Origin of the sequence: Microbacterium keratanolyticum, from assembly GCF_016907255.1 — a bacterium.
Lineage (GTDB): Bacteria > Actinomycetota > Actinomycetes > Actinomycetales > Microbacteriaceae > Microbacterium > Microbacterium keratanolyticum.
Window position 1 is genome coordinate 2,591,332 of record NZ_JAFBBQ010000001.1, and the last position, 18,534, is coordinate 2,609,865.

Genomic DNA, 18,534 nt, shown 5'->3' on the forward strand with positions numbered 1-18,534 from the left:
GGCGGGCGAGCCGAGCGCAGGGGAGTCCGAGAACGCTGAGGGCGAACGGCCGGAGGGGCGCCCCGCGGCAATGTCGGTGTACGCGACTACCGTGGAGTACGTGATCGTGGATGCCGCTCAGCGTCGTGTCACCGAGGCGCCCGTGACGTCCTCGGCCGTTGTCATCGGCGCGCCCGGAACAGGAAAGACCGCCGCGCTGATCGAGCGAATCGTGCATCTGCTGGGTTCTTTCGGACTCGCGCCCGAAGAGGTGCTGGCGCTCACTCCGAGCCGACAGGCCGCCACCGCGTTGCGGGACCGCATCGGCGTGCGCATCGGGCAGGCGACGCCGGGGGCGATGGCGCGTTCGCTCGGATCGTTCGCGTTCCAAGTGGTACGCGGTGCCGTCGTCCGCGAGGGCGCAGAGCCGCCCGCGCTGCTGACCGGCGCCGATCAGGACCGCATCATCGCCGACCTGCTCGCCGGCGACGCCGAAGACCAGCGCATCGCGTGGCCCGAGGCACTCAGCCCACCTGTGCGGGCATCGCGCGGGTTCCGCTCCGAGCTGCGTGCCTTCCTCGCCGCGTGCACCGAGCTGGGGGCCGATGCGCACGAGCTGCGGGCGCTCGACGATCCGGTGTGGACGGCCGCGGCCGATTTCATGACCGACTACCACGCCGTGCTCGCCGGACTCCGCGTCGATCACCGCGACGCGAGCGAACTGCTTGCCGAGGCCACGGCGATTCTCCAGCGAGCGGATGCTGCCACGCTGGGCCCGCTTGCCCGCCTGCGCGTCGTGCTCATCGACGATGCGCAGGAGCTCACGAGGGGCGGCATCGCGATCGTGCGGGCACTGCAGTCGCGGGGCGTCGCCGTGCTGGCCTTCGGCGACCCAGACATCTCCTCTGGAGCGTTTCGCGGCGCGAGTGCCGAGCTGTTCGCCGAGCTCGCCGGTGCGCTGGGCGACGTGCTCGTGCTGGATGCGCCGCATCGACAGAACGCCGCGCTCACGACGCTCACCCGCACGGTCACCCAGACGATCGGTGTCGCCGGTCGGGTCGATCATCGCCGCGCGCCGCTGCCGGTCGACGAGGATGAGGATGCCTCGGTCACCACGTTCATCGCACCATCGCCCTACGAAGAGTTCGACCGCATCGCCGGGTTCCTGCGGGACTGGCATCTGAACGCGGACATGGCATGGGACCAGATGGCCGTGATCGCCCACGACACTCGTCAGATCACCATGCTCGAGACCGAACTCGCAGCACGAGAGATACCCACGCGCGCGGCCGGCGTGCAGCGTCCCCTGGGCAGTGAGGGCGTCGTGCGTGACATCGTGGGCATCGTGCGGCTGGCGCTGATGCCGCCCGAGGATCGCACGGCCCAGCTCTGGGAGGAGGCGCTGCTCACCCCGTTCGGGGGAATGGACGCGATCGGCCTTCGCCGTCTGCGGGCGCGTCTGCGACACCTCGAGCTCGCCGATGGCGGGGCGACACCGGCACGCGAGCTGCTGCGGCAGGCGATGGCCGCCCCCGCGCACTTCCTCCTCATCGACGCGCCCGAATCACGCGTCGCCGGCCGCTTCGCAGAGACCGTTCATGCGCTCGCCGCGGGGGCCGCCGAGGGCGAGACGATCCACGATCTGCTCTGGCGGCTGTGGGACCGTGCACGGGCGGTCGACGGCCGCAGTCTGCAGGTCGCGTGGCGCGAGGCATCCCTCAAAGCGACCGGAGCCGAGACCGCCGCGGCACTCGATGCCCTCGTGTCGCTGTTCGATGCGGCGAAGCGCTTCGTGGAGCGCACGCCGAACGAGAAGCCCGATGCCTTCGTGCACGACATCCTCGACAGCGAGGTGCCCGAAGACTCGCTGTCCGCCCCCGATCGACCTGGCAGAGTGACCCTGCTGACGCCCGCGACGGCACTGGGCACCGAGTTCGACGGCGTCGTCGTGGCAGGAGTGCAGGACCGCATCTGGCCCAACGTGCGCCTGCGCGGGGGCATGCTCCAGACCTGGCGCCTCGCCGATGCGATCCTCGCTGCACGCGGTGGCACGCCTGCCGAAGACCTGGGTGTCGTCGATCGACGTCGCGGGGCCTTGCACGATGAACTGCGTCTGTTCGTGCGGGCCGTGTCCCGTGCACGGTCGCGTCTGCTGATCACGGCCGTCGATGACGATGACCTCACCCCGAGCCCGTTCTTCGCGTTTCTGCCGCAGCCGGATCCGCCCGAGCGCCACGCCTCGGCGGAGCACCCGCTCACCCTGCGCGGCCTGGTGGCACGCTATCGACGTGTGCTCACGGCGGTGCCCGCAGGCACGCCCGAAAACGATGCGCTGCGAGCTGAGGCGGCAGCGCAGCTCGTCGTTCTCGCCCGGGAAGACGTGCCGGGTGCCGACCCTGAGGACTGGTACGGCGTCGCTGCCCCATCCACGGATGCGCCGCTGCGCGACCTCTCACGCCACAGCGCCCGAGTGTCGCCGTCGAAGCTGGAGTCCTTCGAGGAGTGCGGCCTGAACTGGGTCGTGTCCGCGCTCGGTGGGGATACGGTGCTGCCGCCGACCGCGGGAATCGGCACGATCGTGCACGAGGCAATGGAGCGCGTTCCCGAGGGAGACCTCGCCGAGATGCAGCGCATCCTTGCCGAGCATTGGCCCGAGCTCGACTTCGAGACCGAGTGGATCGGCAACAAGGAGCGGCGCCGCGCCGACCTCTACATCGAGCGGCTGCACGCGTATCTGCGCGCGGTCATCGACGACGGAGGCCGGGCACTCGCGAGCGAGGTCGAGTTCCGGTTCGCGGTCGACGTTCCCGCCGATGAGCAGGCGGATCCTGCGCCGGAAGCGCATCCGGTCGGCGAAGACGTATCGGGCCAGGCGATCGTGCACGGCTACATCGACCGCGTCGAGGTGTACCCGCCGGATGCGGGGGAGCATGCGAACGCCCGCGGACGCGGATGGGAGAAGATGTCGGTGCCGGGCGAGAGAGTGGTCGTGGTGGATCTGAAGACGGGCAAGCGCGACCCGGAATCCGACGGACTCGTGCGTGAGCACGCCCAGCTCGCGGCGTACCAGATCGCGGTGCAGCAGGGACTCATCGACGGCGCAGCCCCCGAGGCGCTCGCCGGGGCGCGCCTCGCGATCGTCTCGAAGACACTCGCGAAGAGCGACTATCGAATCGCCCACCAGCACACGCTCGACGACGAAGAACGTGCGCTCTTCCTGCGACGTGTGGCAGACGCGGCGCGCGGGATGTCGGCCGCGAGCTTCACCGCTCAGGTCGAGGCGCACTGCGCCGACACGCAGGGGCACACGAAGGCGTGTCGCATCCACACCGTTCCTGCGGTGAGCGCATGAGCACGCTCGAGACTGTGCATGATCACATCGGCCTGACGCAATGGCCGGGAACCCTGGCGCTGTCGGCGACCGATGTCGCTGCGGCTCTCTCGCAGCCTTCGCCCACACCGGCGCAGCAGCGGGTCATCGAGGCGCCTCCGGCACCGGCGCTCGTCGTCGCCGGCGCGGGCAGCGGCAAGACCGAGACGATGTCGGGGCGAGTGGTCTGGCTCGTCGCCAACGGGCATGTGCGGCGGGACGAGATCCTCGGCCTCACCTTCACCCGCAAGGCCGCGGGCGAGCTGTCCGAGCGCATCGCCGCCCGGTTGAGGGTCATCGATGAGTTCGGTCATCGCGGCCTGCTTCCGCACCTGGCAGATATCGTGGCCTCGGGCGCTCTGCGCCGCGTCGATGATGCGGCCCCCGGGCGGCAGCGCGAACTCGTGCGCACGCACGTGCTCGACACGCTCGCCGAAAGCTACGCGACGGGGTGGGATCCGACCGCACCGCGCACGGCGGAAGAGATCATGATCCGCCCCCGTGTGTCGACCTACAACGCGTTCGCCGACGGCATCGTCCGTGAGCACGCCGCACGCATCGGGCGCGACCCCGACGTGGCGATGCTGAGCCAGGCGGCATCCTGGATGCTGGCCCGCGATGTCGTGCTGCGCGCGGATCTGCCTGAGCTCGAAGAGATCGAGTACTCACTCGGCACCGTGATCGATGCGGTGCAGAAGCTCGCGGGCGAGGTGCTCGATCACCGTGTCGATCTCGACCGTGCCGTGGCTCTCGCCGCCGCGCAGGCTCGAGAATTCGAGCCCTATCGCAGCAACGGCGATGTCGACAAGGCGAGCGCGAACCTCCTGAGCCTGTCGACGCTGTCCCAGCTCGTGCGGTCGTACATCGCAGAGAAGCAGCGTCGGGGCGTCCTGGACTTCGCCGACCAGGTCAGCGGCGCCTATGACATCGTCGAGTCCGCGCCCGACGTGCGTGCCGAACTGCGCGAGCAGCATCGCGTGGTGCTGCTCGACGAGTATCAGGACACCTCGGTCATCCAGACGCAGTTCCTCGCAGAGCTGTTCCGCGACTCCGCCGTCATGGCGGTCGGCGACCCGCACCAGTCGATCTACGGATGGCGCGGGGCGAGCGCCGACAACCTCTACGCCTTCTCCCGGGCCTTCTCGGCAGAAGGCTCTGCGGAGACGTACAGCCTGATGACGAGCTGGCGCAACGACCGCCGCATCCTCGACATCGCCAATCGTGTACTGGAGCCGCTGCAACGCCCCGGGCTCGACGTGCCGCCGCTCGATCCGCGTCCGGGGGCCGAGGAGGGCGCGGTGGATGTGCGCTTCGCCTTCACGGTCGACGACGAGGCTGACGAGGTAGCGGAGTGGTTCGCCGCGCGCCGCGAAGCGCATGATGCGGTCCGTGCCGGGCGCCCGCACACCGGGGCGCTGCTGTTCCGCTCGAAGAAGCACATGCAGACCTTCGCGGCGGCGCTCGCCGCGCGCGGCATCCCGCATCGCATCCTCGGTCTCGGAGGTCTGCTCGCGACGCCCGAGGTCGTCGATGTCGTCTCGACGCTGCGCGTCGTGCACGATCCGACCGCCGGCTCCGCGCTCATCCGCCTCCTCACCGGCCCGCGCTTTCGCATCGGCGTGGCCGACATGGCCGCGCTCTACGACCTCGGACGGACGCTCGCGACGCGCGACCCCGCCATGACGCCTCTGCCAGACGAACTGCTGGCGCGCGTGCGCTCCTCGCGCGGAGCGGATGAAGCCGTCTCGATCATCGATGCGGTGGATGTGGTCCGCGCGGTGCGCGACGACTACCGACTGCTGGAGAACATCACCCCGGAGGGGCGCGCCCGGGTGCGCGCCGCGGGGGAGATGCTGGAACGGCTGCGGCGGGCTGCGTCGCAGCCGATCCCCGAGCTGCTGCGACTCATCGAGATCGAGCTGCGGCTGGACATCGAACTCGCCGTGAACGAGACACGAGGGCCGGCCCGGGTCGCCGCGACGCAGCTGCGGGCGTTCTCGGACGAAGTGCGCACGTTCCTCGCCGCGGATGACCGCGGCTCGATCGGGAGCCTCTTGGCCTGGCTCGACAAGGCGGAGAGCAGCGACGAGCTCATGCCGCGCCCCGAGCCTCCCGAGCCCGGAGTCGTGCAACTGCTGACCATCCACGGCTCGAAGGGACTGGAGTGGGATGCGGTCGCCGTCGTGCGTCTCGTCGCAGATGAGCTCCCCAGCCGCACCTCCGACACCGCGGGATGGTTCGGCTTCGGCGTCCTGCCGTTCGCGTTGCGCGGTGACCGTGACGCGCTGCCCCGGTTCGAGTGGGATCCTCGTGCAGAGATGGGCGATGAGATCGACGAGGGCAGACGACAGAAGCGCGCGCAGTCCTCGCTCTCGGGGGGCGCGACGAAGGCGAACCCGCAGGGCGGGGCGCTCAAGCGCTTCAAGGACGCCTACCGCGAGTACCAGCAGCAGGAGGAGCGTCGGCTCGCGTACGTCGCGGTGACTCGCGCGCGCACGCACCTGCTGCTGAGCGGTGCCCACTGGGCGGGGCAGAAGTCGCCGCGGGCGGCGAGCCCCTACCTGGAAGAGGCGCAGGAGGTGCTCGGTCTCGATCCGATTCCGCCGGTCGACAGAGACGAGAACCCCTATGACGGCCCCGGTGCCACACTGAGCTGGCCTCAGGATCCTCTCGGCGGGCGTCGCGGCGTCGTCACGGCCGCCGCAGACGCGGTGCGCGCCGCAGCATCCGCGTCCCGACAGCCCGAGCCCACGGAAGAGATCGCCAGGCTCCTGCAAGAGCGTGCGGCCCGTCTGCGCGGCACGGATGTCCCGGCGCCGACACGCGTGCAGGCGTCGCGCTTCAAGGACTACATCACCGACTTCGAAGGCACGCTGTCGGCGATTGTTCGGCCCATGCCGGAGCGACCGTATCGGCAGACCCGCCTCGGCACCCTGTTCCACGCGTGGGTCGAGCATCGCTCCGACCTGGTCGGCACGGGCTCCCGCATCGACGAGGCGCTCTGGGACGTCGATGAAGAAGCCCCTGAAGACCAGGGCGTGTTCGCTGCCGATGCCTCGGTGGCCGATGCGGCCGACCTAGCCACGCTGCAGGCGATCTTCGAGCGGAGCGAATGGGGCGCGCTGCGACCCGAGGTCGTCGAGATCGAGATCAACTTCTCCCTCGGCGACGCCGGGCACATCGTGATCTGCAAACTCGATGCGGTCTACCGTCGCGCGGACAGAGGCGGGCGCATCGAGATCGTCGACTGGAAGACCGGACGACCACCAGCGACGGCGAAGGAGCGCGAGGAGCGGATGCTGCAGCTCGCGCTCTATCGTCTCGCGTACCACCGCATGTACGGGGTGCCATTGGAAGACATCGACGTGGCGCTCTTCTATGTCGCGGACGATCTCGTGATCCGCGATGAGCGGATCTACTCGGAGGAGGAGTTGGTCCAGCGCTGGAACGCCGCGCGCGCGGCGCGCTGAGCGTCTTCTTCTTCGGCAGCCCGGTGCTGTTGCGCCTCGGTGTGCGCAGCGACGTCCTCGATGAGCATGGACGGTTCGGGCAGGTCGATGGCTCCGGTGGCCAGGTCGTCGTCGGCGGACGCGCCCCTCGCGGCGGTGTCGTCTGCGGCTGTCTCTTCGACGTCGGGGTCTTCGGGCTCGAACAGGCGCGGCTGGGCGGCGGTCGTCGCGGTGTCGACCGCACCATCCTCCGGCTCGGATGCGCCGATGTCGTAGCCGCGGGTGTCCGCGCCGTAGAACTCACCCGGATCGTAGGCATCGGTGTGCATCGACGTGTCCGCCGCGGGTACGGCGTGCGCGGGGACGCTGTCGAGAGCGCTCATCGCTTCGTCGACGTCGCTCGTGCGTCTGGCGCGCGGGATGAGGTCTTCATCGCGGACACCGTCCGCGAGCGCGTCCAGAAGGGCTGCGGCGTCGTCCACGATGTCCGCACGGTGGGTCTTCGTGCCGTGCACGAGCCAGCGCGCGAACTCCAACTCGGCGAGCAGGCGCGCACGGATCGGCAGCGCGGCGTCCGGAGATCGCAGGGCGCTGCGACCGTAGCCGAGGTGCACGGAGTCCGCCGCGTCCGGGGCGGAGGAGAGCCACGCCAGGTCGGTTGCCGGGTCGCCGATGGACAGCCCGTGCCATCCGATCACGCCGACGACCTGAGGGCCGACGAGTTCGTCGTCTTCGAAGACGAAGGACGCGGCGTGCGCGGCGCCGAGGATGACGGTCGATTCGAAATGCCAGATCTCGTCGGCTTCGACGGCTTCACGCCAGCGCACCGTGAGTCGTGCCGACACGCGGCCCGTCGCGGCGGCACGATCAACGAGTTCGCGGACCTCTGCCCGCACCTCTGCGGGCGTGCGTTCGGAGAGGCCTGCACCTCGGACGACGGACGCGGGAAGTGCGTGCACGCCGGCGATCGCGGCACCGATCGCCTCCGCGGCACCAGGACCCGCCGGAATGTCGGCCTCGGCAACCTGGAAACCCCGGATCAGAGAGGTCACGAGGGCGCGTGCCTCGCCGACGCGTACCTCCCCGTGATACTCGGGCGCATCGAAGGGAAGCATCTCACGGGCACCGGCCGTGAGCGCGCGCAGAGCGAGGCTCTCCGCGGCGAGCTCGCCGGCGGTCTCCTCGTCGGTCGCGGCTCTCAACACCACCTCGCGTCCGTCCGCGAGCGAGGCGACGGCGGAGTCGAATCGCGCGTCACCGTTCGCGGTGAGAGCGCGAGCGCCGACGACCTCGGCTCCAGGCATCGCCGCAGTGACGGCCGCGGCTAGAGTGAAAGGTGAGCGTGCCATGCCCCCAGGGTAGGCGCGCGGAAGGGCGCGATCGCCGACGCCACGCTGCGAGAGAAGGAGTCGATGACCGCAATGGCACCCATGATCGACCGGCTCGCCGCTCGCCGCGCCGAGCCGAATCTGATCGACGAACTGCGTGCCGACGCCTCGGTGAAGGTGCTGATCGTGCGGCACGGGCAGGTCCCCGCCGACAACGGGCTGCGTTTCGCGACGACCACCGATACGGCGCACCTCGATGCGGAATGGGCTGTGCTCGCAGAACTTGCCGACGGCACGGTCGTGCTTCTCGCAGCGATCGCCGACGCCGATGACGACCCCGCAGCAGTTGGAGACGCTCCGCGCTGGGCGGGTGTGCGTGAACTCGCCCCCGGGCTCAGCGCCGAGCACAGTGAACTCCTCGTGACTGCCGCGGCCCTGGGCACATGGTTGCGCGATTCGCCGTTCTGTGTCGGGTGCGGGGCGCGCACGACAGTGCAGCAAGCGGGCTGGGCGCGCTCCTGCGCGCAGTGCGGGCGCGAGCACTTTCCCCGCACCGATCCGGCGGTCATCGTGGCAGTGGAGAGCGCCGACGGCGAGCGCCTCCTCCTCGGTGCGAACGCGCAGTGGCGGGGCGCGGTCTACTCGTGCTTCGCCGGATTCGTCGAAGCGGGGGAGTCACTCGAGACGACCGTGCACCGCGAGATCCTCGAAGAGGCGGGTGTGCGCCTCCGCGACATCCGCTATCGGGCTTCACAGTCCTGGCCCTATCCGCGCTCGCTGATGCTCGGATTCCGGGCCATCGCCGTGGATGAGTCGACGGCACGCGGAGACGGCGAGGAGATCCTGGACGCCCGGTGGTTCACCCACGCGGAGATCGGCACCGCCCTTGCCGGGGAGGCGGACTACCGTCTGCCTGGCCCCGCCTCCATCGCCTCCCGACTGATCCGAGAATGGTACGAAGAACGAGCATGAGCGCGCTGGATGGACTGGACGAACGACAGCGCGAAGCAGCATCTGTGCTCCGCGGTCCCGTCGCCGTGCTCGCCGGTGCCGGGACGGGAAAGACGCGTGTCATCACGCATCGCATCGCCCACGGCGTCGAGACGGGCGCGTACACGCCGTCGCGTGTCATGGCTGTCACGTTCACGGCGAAGGCGGCAGGCGAGCTGCGAGGCCGTCTGCGTCGACTCGGAGTAGAGGGCGTGGCCGCGAGGACCTTCCACGCGGCAGCGCTCTCGCAACTCGGCTTCTTCTGGCCGACACTCGCTGGCGCCCCTGCACCGGCGATCGTCGACAACAAGGTGCGGCTGCTCGCCCAGGCCGTCGAAAGCCTGCGGATGCGTCCCGACACTGCGACGCTGCGCGATATCGCCTCCGAGATCGAGTGGCGCAAGGTGTCGATGCTGTCGATCGATGAGGCCGTCGGGCGGGGACGCGTCGTGGGCAAGCTCCCGCCGTCGACGCTCGCCGACATCATGCGCGCGTACGAGACGTTGAAGGACGAGCGCCGCCAGCTGGACTTCGAGGATGTCCTGCTGGCCTGCGCCGGGATGCTGGAGGCCGAGCCCCGAGTCGCCGCCGCGGTGCACGAGCAGTACCGGCACTTCACGGTGGACGAGTTCCAGGACGTCTCGCCTCTGCAGAACAGGCTCCTGGAACTGTGGCTCGGCGACCGCAAAGACCTCTGCGTCGTGGGGGATGCCTCGCAGACCATCTATTCCTTCGCGGGGGCCGACCAGAAGTACCTGCTGGAGTTCGAGCGACGTTATCCCGATGCCACGGTCGTGCGTCTGGAGACGAACTACCGTTCCGCGGGTCCCATGCTCGCGGCGGCGAACGCGCTGATGCGCGGGCGCTCCGGCGCGCTGGAACTCACACCCGCTCGCGCTCACCCCGCGGCGGAGCCGCCACTCGTCACCGCCTACGAGACCGAGACCGACGAGGCTGCGGGCATCGCTCGACGCGTCGCCGCGCGGATCGCAGAGGGTGAGTCCCCGCAGGACATCGCCGTCCTCTACCGTGCGAATGCGCAGTCTGCCGTGCTGCTGTCGGCGCTCGCCGCTGCCGGGGTCGCCACGACGACTCTCGGCGGCAAGCGTTTCTTCGACATGCCCGAGGTGCGTCAGGCGATCCTTGCGCTGCGAGGCGCAGCGGTCGCCCCGAACGATCTCGGCTTCCTGCCGACGGTGCGCGATGTGCTGCGCAGCCTCGGCTTCCGTGAGGATCCGCCCGAGGCCGGCGGGGCGCTGCGCGACGGCTGGGAAGCCCGCCGCGCGCTGCTGCGCTTGGCCGAGGAAGCCCCGCCGGGTATGACCCTTCGCGTCTTCAGCGACCAGCTGCTTGCTCGCGCGAAAGACCAGCACGAGCCCACGCTGCAGACGGTGACGCTGTCGACGCTGCACGCAGCGAAGGGGTTGGAATGGCCGCACGTCTACCTCGCAGGGTGGGGCGAGGGCGCGCTGCCGATCTCGTACGCCAAGGGCTTCGACGCGATCGACGAGGAGCGTCGCCTCGCCTACGTCGGCATCACGCGAGCCGCGCGAACGCTGGAGCTGTCGTGGTCCCGCACGGCAGGACGAGGGGAGCGCGAACCGTCTCGCTTCCTGGGAGAGATCGGCAGTGGCATTCTTCGTGAAAGCGCACCACGCGCGATTCGCGGTGGCCGTCGCTTCTGATGCGGATGCTGCGCGTCTCGGTGAGCTCATCTGCCGCACCTTCCGCGGCGAAGAGCTCGGCCACGGCCGCGGCCGCGGCGACGATGTGACGTAGCGGAATCATCTCCGGCGCGCGTGACATCAGCTGCGTGTGCACCGCGGCCCAGCCCGGTACCGTGTCGCGATCATGCCCATCACGGCATACAAGGCACGGTGTGACTCCAGGACGCACCAGCGGCCCGACCGTCACACCGTTGCCGTCGAACGCGATCGGCAGGTGTGCCTGCTCGCTCTGCAGGAACGTCGCGGTGCGGGTGGCGACAGCGACACCGTGGAACAGGATGAGTGCAACCGCGGGGGCATCGTCATTCGCGTCTGTGCGGATGCCCTCGTCATCCAGTGCCTCGCCGAGCCGATAGGCGGTCGCGACATCGACGTCGTCGGCTGCCGTGATGCGCACGGACGGCGGCAGCGTGGGCTGCGCGGCGAGGACGGGCGTGAGTTCCGCGAGGAAGGCGCGTGCGGCCGCGCGTGGTGCGCCGTGCTCATGAGCCACCGCGTCGAAAGCGCGCCGATGAACACCCGCACGGAGGGCGAGGACGATTCGGTCCATCCACGGTTCGGAGATCGTCAGTGTGACGATGGCGTCCACTCCGAACTGCAGCGTCTCGCCGTCCTGCCAGAGCGGCGGATGTGCGGGGTCGAGGCGCAGCAGATCCATGCCTCGATTCTCGCGGGAGAGGCATGCTGTCGGTTCCCCGCGGACGAATCCGTGGAGAACCGACAGTCAGGCGGTATCCGTGCAGAAGACGCGGACGAGCGGTGCTCAGACCGGGCGCTCTCCGCCCGTGGAATCGTCATCTGGGTCTGCGTCGGAGTCCCCGTCGGACTCGCTCGGCGCAGCATCCGCCTCATCCGCCGGCGCGGAGAAGTCGTCGCCGTCGAGCAGTCGCGCAAGCGCCTCGTCGAACTCGTCGGGCTGTGGCTGCTCGCCGCGTGCGTGCGCCTGCAGGCGGGCCACGAGTGCTTCCGGGTTGTCGATGTCTTCCGCGGTGGGCATGAGGTCGGGATAGTCCCAGAGAGCGTCGCGATCAGCGATGCCGACCGCGTCGGTGACCGCACGCCACATGGCGGCCGCTTCGCGCAGTCGGCGCGGCCTCAGCTTGAGGCCGACGAGCGCACCGAGGGCGTCTTCGGCGGGGCCTCCTGCGGCACGACGGCGTCGCGCGGACTCGGCGATGCGTGCGCTCTCTGGGAGGCGCGCGGTCGCCTCGGTCGTGACGACATCGACCCAGCCGTCGATCAGCGCGATGAGGTTCTCGAGGCGCTCGAGAGCCTCACGCTGGGCGTCGCTCTGCGTCGGCAGCAGCGCGCCCTCCTCGATCGCGGTGCGCAGTTCTTCGGGGTTGCTCGGGTCGAGGCGACCGGCCAGGTCTTCGAGCGCGTCCACGTCGACGGTGACGCCCCGGGCGAAGTCGGTGATCTGGCTCATCACATGCAGATGCAGCCAGCGTGCGTGGCGATACAGCCGCGCGTAGGCGAGCTCGCGGGTGGCGAGATACAGGGCGATCTGGTCTTCGGGAATCTCAAGTCCCTCCCCGAAGGTGGCGAGATTCTGCGGGATCACGGCCGCCGTTCCCGGCGGCAGGACCGGGATGCCCACGTCTCCGCCGCTCACGACCTCGAGTGACAGGTTTCCGAGCACCTGACCGAACTGCGCCGCGAAGAGTGACCCCCCGAGCCCTCGCATCAGACGCCCCGCGCCTTCGACCACACCCTTCATGTCGTCGGGAACCTGGCTGTCCAATGCAGTCGTCAGCGCATCCGCGATGCTCGTCGAGACGGGGGAGGCGACCTCTTTCCACACGGGCAGCGTGCGCTCCACCCATTCGCCGCGGGTCATGACGCGTGCGGGCTCGGCGAGCTCGGAGATCGTCGTGGCCTCGCTCAGCCAGAGATTCGCGAGTCCGAAGGCGTCCGCGACGGAGTGGCGGCTCCCATCCGTGACGCTCAGCCCTTCGCGGTTGGCGATGTGCAGCGCGGCGCGCTGCGCGGCCTCCCACGGGTCTCCGTTGAACGCGTTCTGGAACTGCTGCATGAAGCCGGCCATCATCGCCGGGTCGAGACGCAGTCCTTCCAGGCCCTCCATGTTCTGCAGTGCGCTCAGGTCGAAATCGGTGCCGGATGCTTCAAACATGCGGCGCAGGAACTCTTGGAAGTCTTCGGGGTTCGGGTCGTTGTCTGCCATGGCGGGCCCTCTCAGCGCGTGTATAGCCGTGGGATCTACGCTAGTTGCAGGATTTCGATCACGCCCGTGAACTGCGGGCATCGCTGTACGCCGCTCGCGAACGAGCACAGGAGGACACCCGTGACGCAGCCGCGTACAGAAGCCACTCGCACCAAGGTGGGACTCACCGCGCTCGCGATCGCACTCGTCGCTCTCGTGGCGCTGACCTTCCTGCCGACTCCCTACGTGATCCAGAAGCCCGGGCCCGTCTACAACACCCTCGGCACGGCTCTGGATGCCGACGGCGAAGAGATCCCGCTCATCCAGATCGATGACGCCGAGACGTTTCCCACCGAGGGTGCGCTCGACCTCACGACCGTCCAGGTTGTCGGCAGCCGGGAGCGCCCGGTGTCGTGGTTCGAGCTCGCGCTCGCGTGGGTCGATTCCTCCAAGGCTGTCGTCCCCATCGAGAGCGTCTTCCCGGAGGGCGTGACGCGCGAGCAGCGCGAGCAGCGCAACTCGATGCTGATGGTCGACTCCCAGCACGAGGCGACGGCCGCCGCTCTGCGCCAACTCGGTGAAGAGGTCCCGGCGACGATCTCCGTCGTCGAGGTGCTCGAGGACGGAGCCTCTGCAGGGCTGCTCGAGGCAGACGATCAGATCACCGAGATCGACGGCGTTGCGGTATCCGATATGGATGCGCTGCGCGCGAAGATCCAGGAGGCCGAGGGGAAGGCTGTCGCGCTCACCGTCGTCCGCGATGACGAGGAGCAGACCGTCACGGTCACGCCGCAGAAGCGCGAGGCGAACGGCACGACGACCTGGCTCATCGGTGTCACGCTCATGCTCGAGTACGAGTTCCCGATCGATGTGACGCTGCAGCTCAACAACGTCGGCGGTCCGAGCGCCGGGCTCATGTTCGCCCTCGGGATCATCGACGTCCTCACTCCGGGGGAGCTCAACGGCGGGGAGACTGTCGCAGGCACCGGCACGATCAACGGTCTCGGCGACGTGGGGCCAATCGGCGGCATCCGTCAGAAGCTCTACGGCGCTCGCGACGCGGGTGCGACATACTTCTTCGCCCCGGAAGCCAACTGCGCCGAAGTCGTGGGGCATGTTCCGGACGGGCTGCAGGTCGTCAAGACCGCGACGCTGGATGATGCGCTGGACGCTCTGGAGGTCATCGCCGAGGGTGGCGACGTCGCCGACCTGCCGACCTGCACGGCAGCGGCGAAGTAGGTTCACTTTCGGCGAAAAAGGACTCTGGAGAGCACAGCCTGCGCTCATATTCCTTCCCTAGGATGGAAGGGTGACCTCGACTTCAGAGCCGCAAGCGGCCACACCATCCCCTTCACGACGCATTCTGACTGTCGTCGTGACGATCATCGCGGCGCTCATCGCCGCGTTCTTCGCGTTCTCCTCGCTCTTCACGGACTTCCTCTGGTTCGACCAGCTGGGATACACCGAGGTGCTGACCACGAAGTGGATCGCGACGGTGGTGATGTTCCTCGTCGGGTTCATCGGCATGGCCGTGCCGCTGTTCGTCACGATCCAACTCGCATACCGGATGCGCCCTGTCTACGTGCGTCTGAGCTCACAGCTCGACCGCTACCAGGAGGTCATTGAGCCGCTGCGACGCCTGGCGATGTGGGGCATGCCGATTTTCTTCGGCCTGTTCGCTGGTTTCGCTGCGGCGGGTTCCTGGGAGACTGTCTGGCTCTGGGCCAACGGCGTCGCGACGTCGACCACAGACCCGCAGTTCGGCGTCGACACCGGCTTCTACCTCTTCGCCATGCCGTTCTACCAGGCTCTTGCCGGCTTCATCTCCGCCGTGCTGATCCTGTGCCTGCTCGTCACGGCGCTCGTCTCGTACCTCTACGGCGCGGTGCGCATCGGCCAGGGGGAGCTGCGCATCTCGAAGTCTGCGCGGATCCAGCTCGCCATCATCGCGGGCCTTTATCTGCTCACGCAGGCCGCGAGCCTGTGGCTTGACCGCTACGTCACGCTCGTCACGCCGGAAGACCGGATCACGGGTGCCGCCTACACCGGCGCCAACGCGACGATCCCGGGTCTTGCGATTCTCTCGATCATCGCCGCGCTCGTGGCGGTGCTCTTCTTCGTCACCGCCATCATCGGCCGCTGGCGCTTCCCGCTCGTGGCGACGGGCCTGCTGCTCGTCGCATCCCTCGTCGTCGGGGTCGGCTACCCGTGGGCGGTCAACACCTTCCAGGTGAAGCCGAACCAGAACGCCTTCCAGGCCGAGTACTACCAGCGCAACATCGACGCGACGCACGAGGCCTACGGCATCGGCGACCTCAACGTCACCCCGTTCAAGGCTCAGACGGATGCCGAGGCAGGTCAGCTGCGCGAAGACGCAGACACGACGGGGTCCATCCGCATCTTGGACCCGATGATCGTGAGTCCCACGGTGCAGCAGCTCGAGCAGTACCGCGGCTACTACCAGTTCAACTCCGAACTCGACGTCGACCGCTACGAGATCGACGGCGAGATGCAGGACACCGTCGTCGCCGTGCGTGAGCTCGACGTCGACGAGCTCGGCGACGCCGGCAACTGGAACAACCGGGCCGCGGTGTACACGCACGGCTACGGTCTGGTCGCCGCCGCCGGAAACCAGCGCACGATCGAGGGCGAGCCGGTCTTCCTCGAGCGGGGCATCCCCTCGGCGGGCTTCCTCACGGATGGCGAGAAGTTCGAGCCCCGTGTCTACTTCGGCGAGAAGTCTCCGGAGTACTCGATCGTCGGCGCCCCCGAGGGCACAGCGCCGGTCGAGATCGACTACCCGCGCGGCAAGGAGGGAGCGACCGACACGAAGACCACCTTCGAAGGCTCGGGCGGCCCGGCGATCGGTAACCTCTTCACGAAGATTCTCTATGCGCTCAAGTTCCAGTCCGAGCAGATCCTGTTCTCGAACCTCGTCAACGAAGAGTCGCAGATCCTCTACGACCGTGACCCGAAGACGCGTGTGCAGAAGGTCGCGCCGTACCTGACGCTCGACAGCGACCCGTACCCGAGCGTCGTCGACGGCCGTATCGTCTGGATCGTCGACGGCTACACGACGAGCTCGACCTACCCGTATTCGTCGAGTGTCGCTCTGTCGAGCGCGATCAGCGACGCGAACAACGCTGCTCCCAGCTTCGTGACCGACGAGATCAACTACATCCGCAACTCGGTCAAGGCGACGGTTGACGCGTACGACGGTTCCGTCACGCTCTACGCCTGGGATGACGAAGACCCGCTGCTCCAGGCATGGTCCAACATCTATCCGACCTCGGTCGAGCCGATCAGCGAGATGTCGGGCGATCTCATGAGTCACGTGCGCTACCCGACCGATCTGTTCAAGGTGCAGCGCACCATGCTCGGGGTCTACCACATCGATGACGCGCAGTCCTTCGCGCAGCGTGACAACGCGTGGCAGACGCCGAACGATCCGCAGTCGGCCGACAACCTGCAGTCGCCGTACTACATGACGATGAAGATGCCGGGCCAGGAGTCGCCGCGCTTCTCGATGTTCACGACGTTCATCCCGGCCTCCCAGGGTGAGAACTCGCGTGAGGTGCTCATGGGCTACCTCGCGGTGGATTCGGATGCCGGGTCCACGGCAGGCAAGAAGTCCGACACCTACGGCGAGCTGCGGATGCTCGAGATCGACGCCGACACCACGGTGCCCGGTCCCGGTCAGGTCCAGAACACCTTCGACACAGATCCGCAGGTCGCGCAGCAGCTCAACCTGCTCAAGCAGGGGCAGTCTGAAGTTCTCCCCGGCAACCTGCTCACGCTTCCGGTGGGTGGCGGTCTGCTCTACGTGCAGCCGGTCTACGTCGAGGCGTCCAAGGGAACGAAGCTGCCTCGTCTGCAGAAGATCCTGGTGGCCTTCGGTGACCGAATCGCCTTCGCAGACACCCTGACCGAGGCGCTCGACGAGCTCTTCGGCGGTGACGCCGGCGCGACCGGCGGCGACGACAACGTCGAGCCTGCTGAGCCGACGGACCCGACGGAGCCGACTCCGGAGGTGCCGGTGACCGCCGATGCGGCCATGAAGGCCGCGCTCGAAGACGCACGCACCGCGATGACGGCTCGTGATGCCGCGCTCAAGGCGGGCGATCTTGCGAAGTTCGCCGAGGAAGACAAGAAGCTCACCGACGCGATCAACAAGCTGCTGGAGCTGGACGCGGCGAACTCGGCCGCACCGGCTGCCGACGACGCTGAGTAGTCAGAGCACACAAGAGGGCGCCTCCTGCGGAGGCGCCCTCTTGCTGTCAGTTGCGCCGATTTCGGTGCAGTGAGATCGCTCAGGTAGTGGGGACCGGTGCGTTGCCCGGGGCGACCTGCACGTTGACTGTTCCATGGACACGGGTCGCGAGTACCTCGAGCTTGCTCCGGAGGCCGCTGTCGATCTGCCACCGGTCGGGCGCGTGCGCGATGTTATCGAGAAGCTGACGAAGCGTGACGGCCTGCACGACTGCGCTGAGCGATGCGGTGTTGCTACCCGAAGCGGGGGCAGGGCCTGTGTACGTCATGGTCAGGGCGCCGATCGAGCGAGTGGCGAAGCTCCACGCAGCGGCGAGATTCACTGTCACCTGCTGATTCAGACCCGTCGGGCCGACCATGATCGAGGTTGCTGTGTCGGTGATTGAGCCGACGATGAGACCCGTGTTCGCGAGTTGGTAGGTCAGCTCAGACGAGAGCGTGCCGACGTTCAACAGGCCAGCTGGATAGCTCATGTGGAATGCGGCGCCGGCGGGGATGATGCCGTCGGTGGCACCGAACGTGAAACCTCGGGTGAGCTGGTGATAGATCGAGCTCTCCGCGTTCATGAACGTGCTGCCCCAGGGGATGAACTCGACCCACGTGTCGCGGTGCAAGCGCCATGCGGCGAGCAGCTGGATCAGATTGTATTCGCCGTCGACCGCGTCAACGGTGTTCAGGTACTGGCGCACCATGGTGCGCAGCTCGGCATCCAGGTAGTTGTTGACAAAGTTCGATGTGACCACCGTGGAGAACGGGGCGACGGTGGAGGCGGCCGCGAGGGGAGTGGCGACCGCTGCCGCGAGGATCGGCACAGACCAGGCCGCGCCTTTCACGACTGTACGACGGGTGAGGGTGCGCGTGGGTATCTGGGCTAGTTCGTTGGTCACAGTGTTCTCGCTTCGAATCGATGTTCTCCGTGCACCGGCGCGGGCGCGGGGGCGGGGAGAGGCTGACCGAGCGTATGACGCGTTGCGTCGGGCGAAGAGCACATGAAGGGAGATTGGCACGCAGATTGAGTGCTCCCCGCGCAAAATGATCTGTTTCCAGAGGCTAAAGATGTCAGGGCATAGCAAAAGGCCCCTGATCTGGATTTCTCCTGATCAGGGGCCTTCTTCTCGTTGCGGGGACAGGATTTGAACCTGCGACCTCCGGGTTATGAGCCCGGCGAGCTACCGAACTGCTCCACCCCGCGTCACAAGAGATAGCCTAACACGGCCCTGGAGGGGTGGCGAATCGAGGGGCATGCAGGTGCGGCCCG

Annotated in this window: 9 protein-coding genes and 1 tRNA gene; 6 read left to right on the plus strand and 4 right to left on the minus strand. The window is 68.2% G+C overall.

The window, feature by feature from the left end; all coding sequences use genetic code 11:
• The first annotated feature begins 91 nt into the window (after window positions 1–91).
• Both JOD62_RS12515 and JOD62_RS12520 read left to right on the plus strand, forming a co-directional pair.
• A complete protein-coding gene (locus JOD62_RS12515) occupies window positions 92–3,331 on the plus strand; it encodes an ATP-dependent DNA helicase (RefSeq protein ID WP_271171533.1) in 3,240 nt (1,079 codons plus the stop codon).
• Complete coding sequence (locus tag JOD62_RS12520) at window positions 3,328–6,819, plus strand: ATP-dependent DNA helicase (protein ID WP_204939593.1); 3,492 nt, start codon at window positions 3,328–3,330, stop codon at window positions 6,817–6,819. The genes JOD62_RS12515 and JOD62_RS12520 overlap by 4 nt, the downstream gene beginning before the upstream one ends.
• Here the strand turns inward: JOD62_RS12520 and JOD62_RS12525 are convergent.
• Window positions 6,765–8,147 (minus strand): phosphotransferase, encoded by a 1,383-nt coding sequence (locus JOD62_RS12525; RefSeq protein WP_204939594.1) that lies wholly within the window; start codon window positions 8,145–8,147, stop codon window positions 6,765–6,767. The genes JOD62_RS12520 and JOD62_RS12525 overlap by 55 nt on opposite strands.
• 63 nt (window positions 8,148–8,210) lie before the next feature.
• Here JOD62_RS12525 and nudC point away from each other — a divergent pair, with 63 nt between their 5' ends.
• Together nudC and JOD62_RS12535 are read left to right on the plus strand one after the other, a co-directional pair.
• Entirely contained in the window at window positions 8,211–9,098 is an 888-nt protein-coding gene (gene nudC, locus JOD62_RS12530) for an NAD(+) diphosphatase (protein WP_204939595.1), read from the plus strand.
• A complete protein-coding gene (locus JOD62_RS12535) occupies window positions 9,095–10,801 on the plus strand; it encodes an ATP-dependent helicase (protein ID WP_204939596.1) in 1,707 nt (568 codons plus the stop codon). Before nudC ends, JOD62_RS12535 begins: the two co-directional genes overlap by 4 nt.
• A gap of 805 nt (window positions 10,802–11,606) precedes the next feature.
• Here JOD62_RS12535 and JOD62_RS12540 read toward each other — a convergent pair.
• The gene (locus JOD62_RS12540; RefSeq protein WP_204939597.1) at window positions 11,607–13,028 is read right to left on the minus strand and encodes a zinc-dependent metalloprotease; all 1,422 of its coding nucleotides are present in this window, start codon (window positions 13,026–13,028) and stop codon (window positions 11,607–11,609) included.
• Window positions 13,029–13,148: 120 nt separating this feature from the next.
• On the opposite strand from JOD62_RS12540, the gene JOD62_RS15120 reads away from it, so the two are divergent.
• Both JOD62_RS15120 and JOD62_RS12550 read left to right on the plus strand, forming a co-directional pair.
• Window positions 13,149–14,246 carry a YlbL family protein gene (locus tag JOD62_RS15120; protein ID WP_204939598.1) on the plus strand — a complete coding sequence of 366 codons (1,098 nt, stop codon included), beginning with the start codon at window positions 13,149–13,151 and terminating at the stop codon, window positions 14,244–14,246.
• Between the two features lie 70 nt (window positions 14,247–14,316).
• Window positions 14,317–17,238: a UPF0182 family membrane protein gene (locus JOD62_RS12550; protein ID WP_204939599.1), complete on the plus strand. Its 2,922-nt coding sequence runs from the start codon at window positions 14,317–14,319 to the stop codon at window positions 17,236–17,238.
• Window positions 17,239–17,317: 79 nt separating this feature from the next.
• On the opposite strand, the gene JOD62_RS12555 is transcribed toward JOD62_RS12550, so the two are convergent.
• Window positions 17,318–18,163, minus strand: a complete 846-nt coding sequence (locus JOD62_RS12555) for a hypothetical protein (RefSeq protein ID WP_204939600.1) — start codon at window positions 18,161–18,163, stop codon at window positions 17,318–17,320.
• Window positions 18,164–18,394: 231 nt separating this feature from the next.
• A tRNA-Met gene (locus JOD62_RS12560) sits at window positions 18,395–18,468 on the minus strand.
• Between the last annotated feature and the right edge of the window lie 66 nt (window positions 18,469–18,534).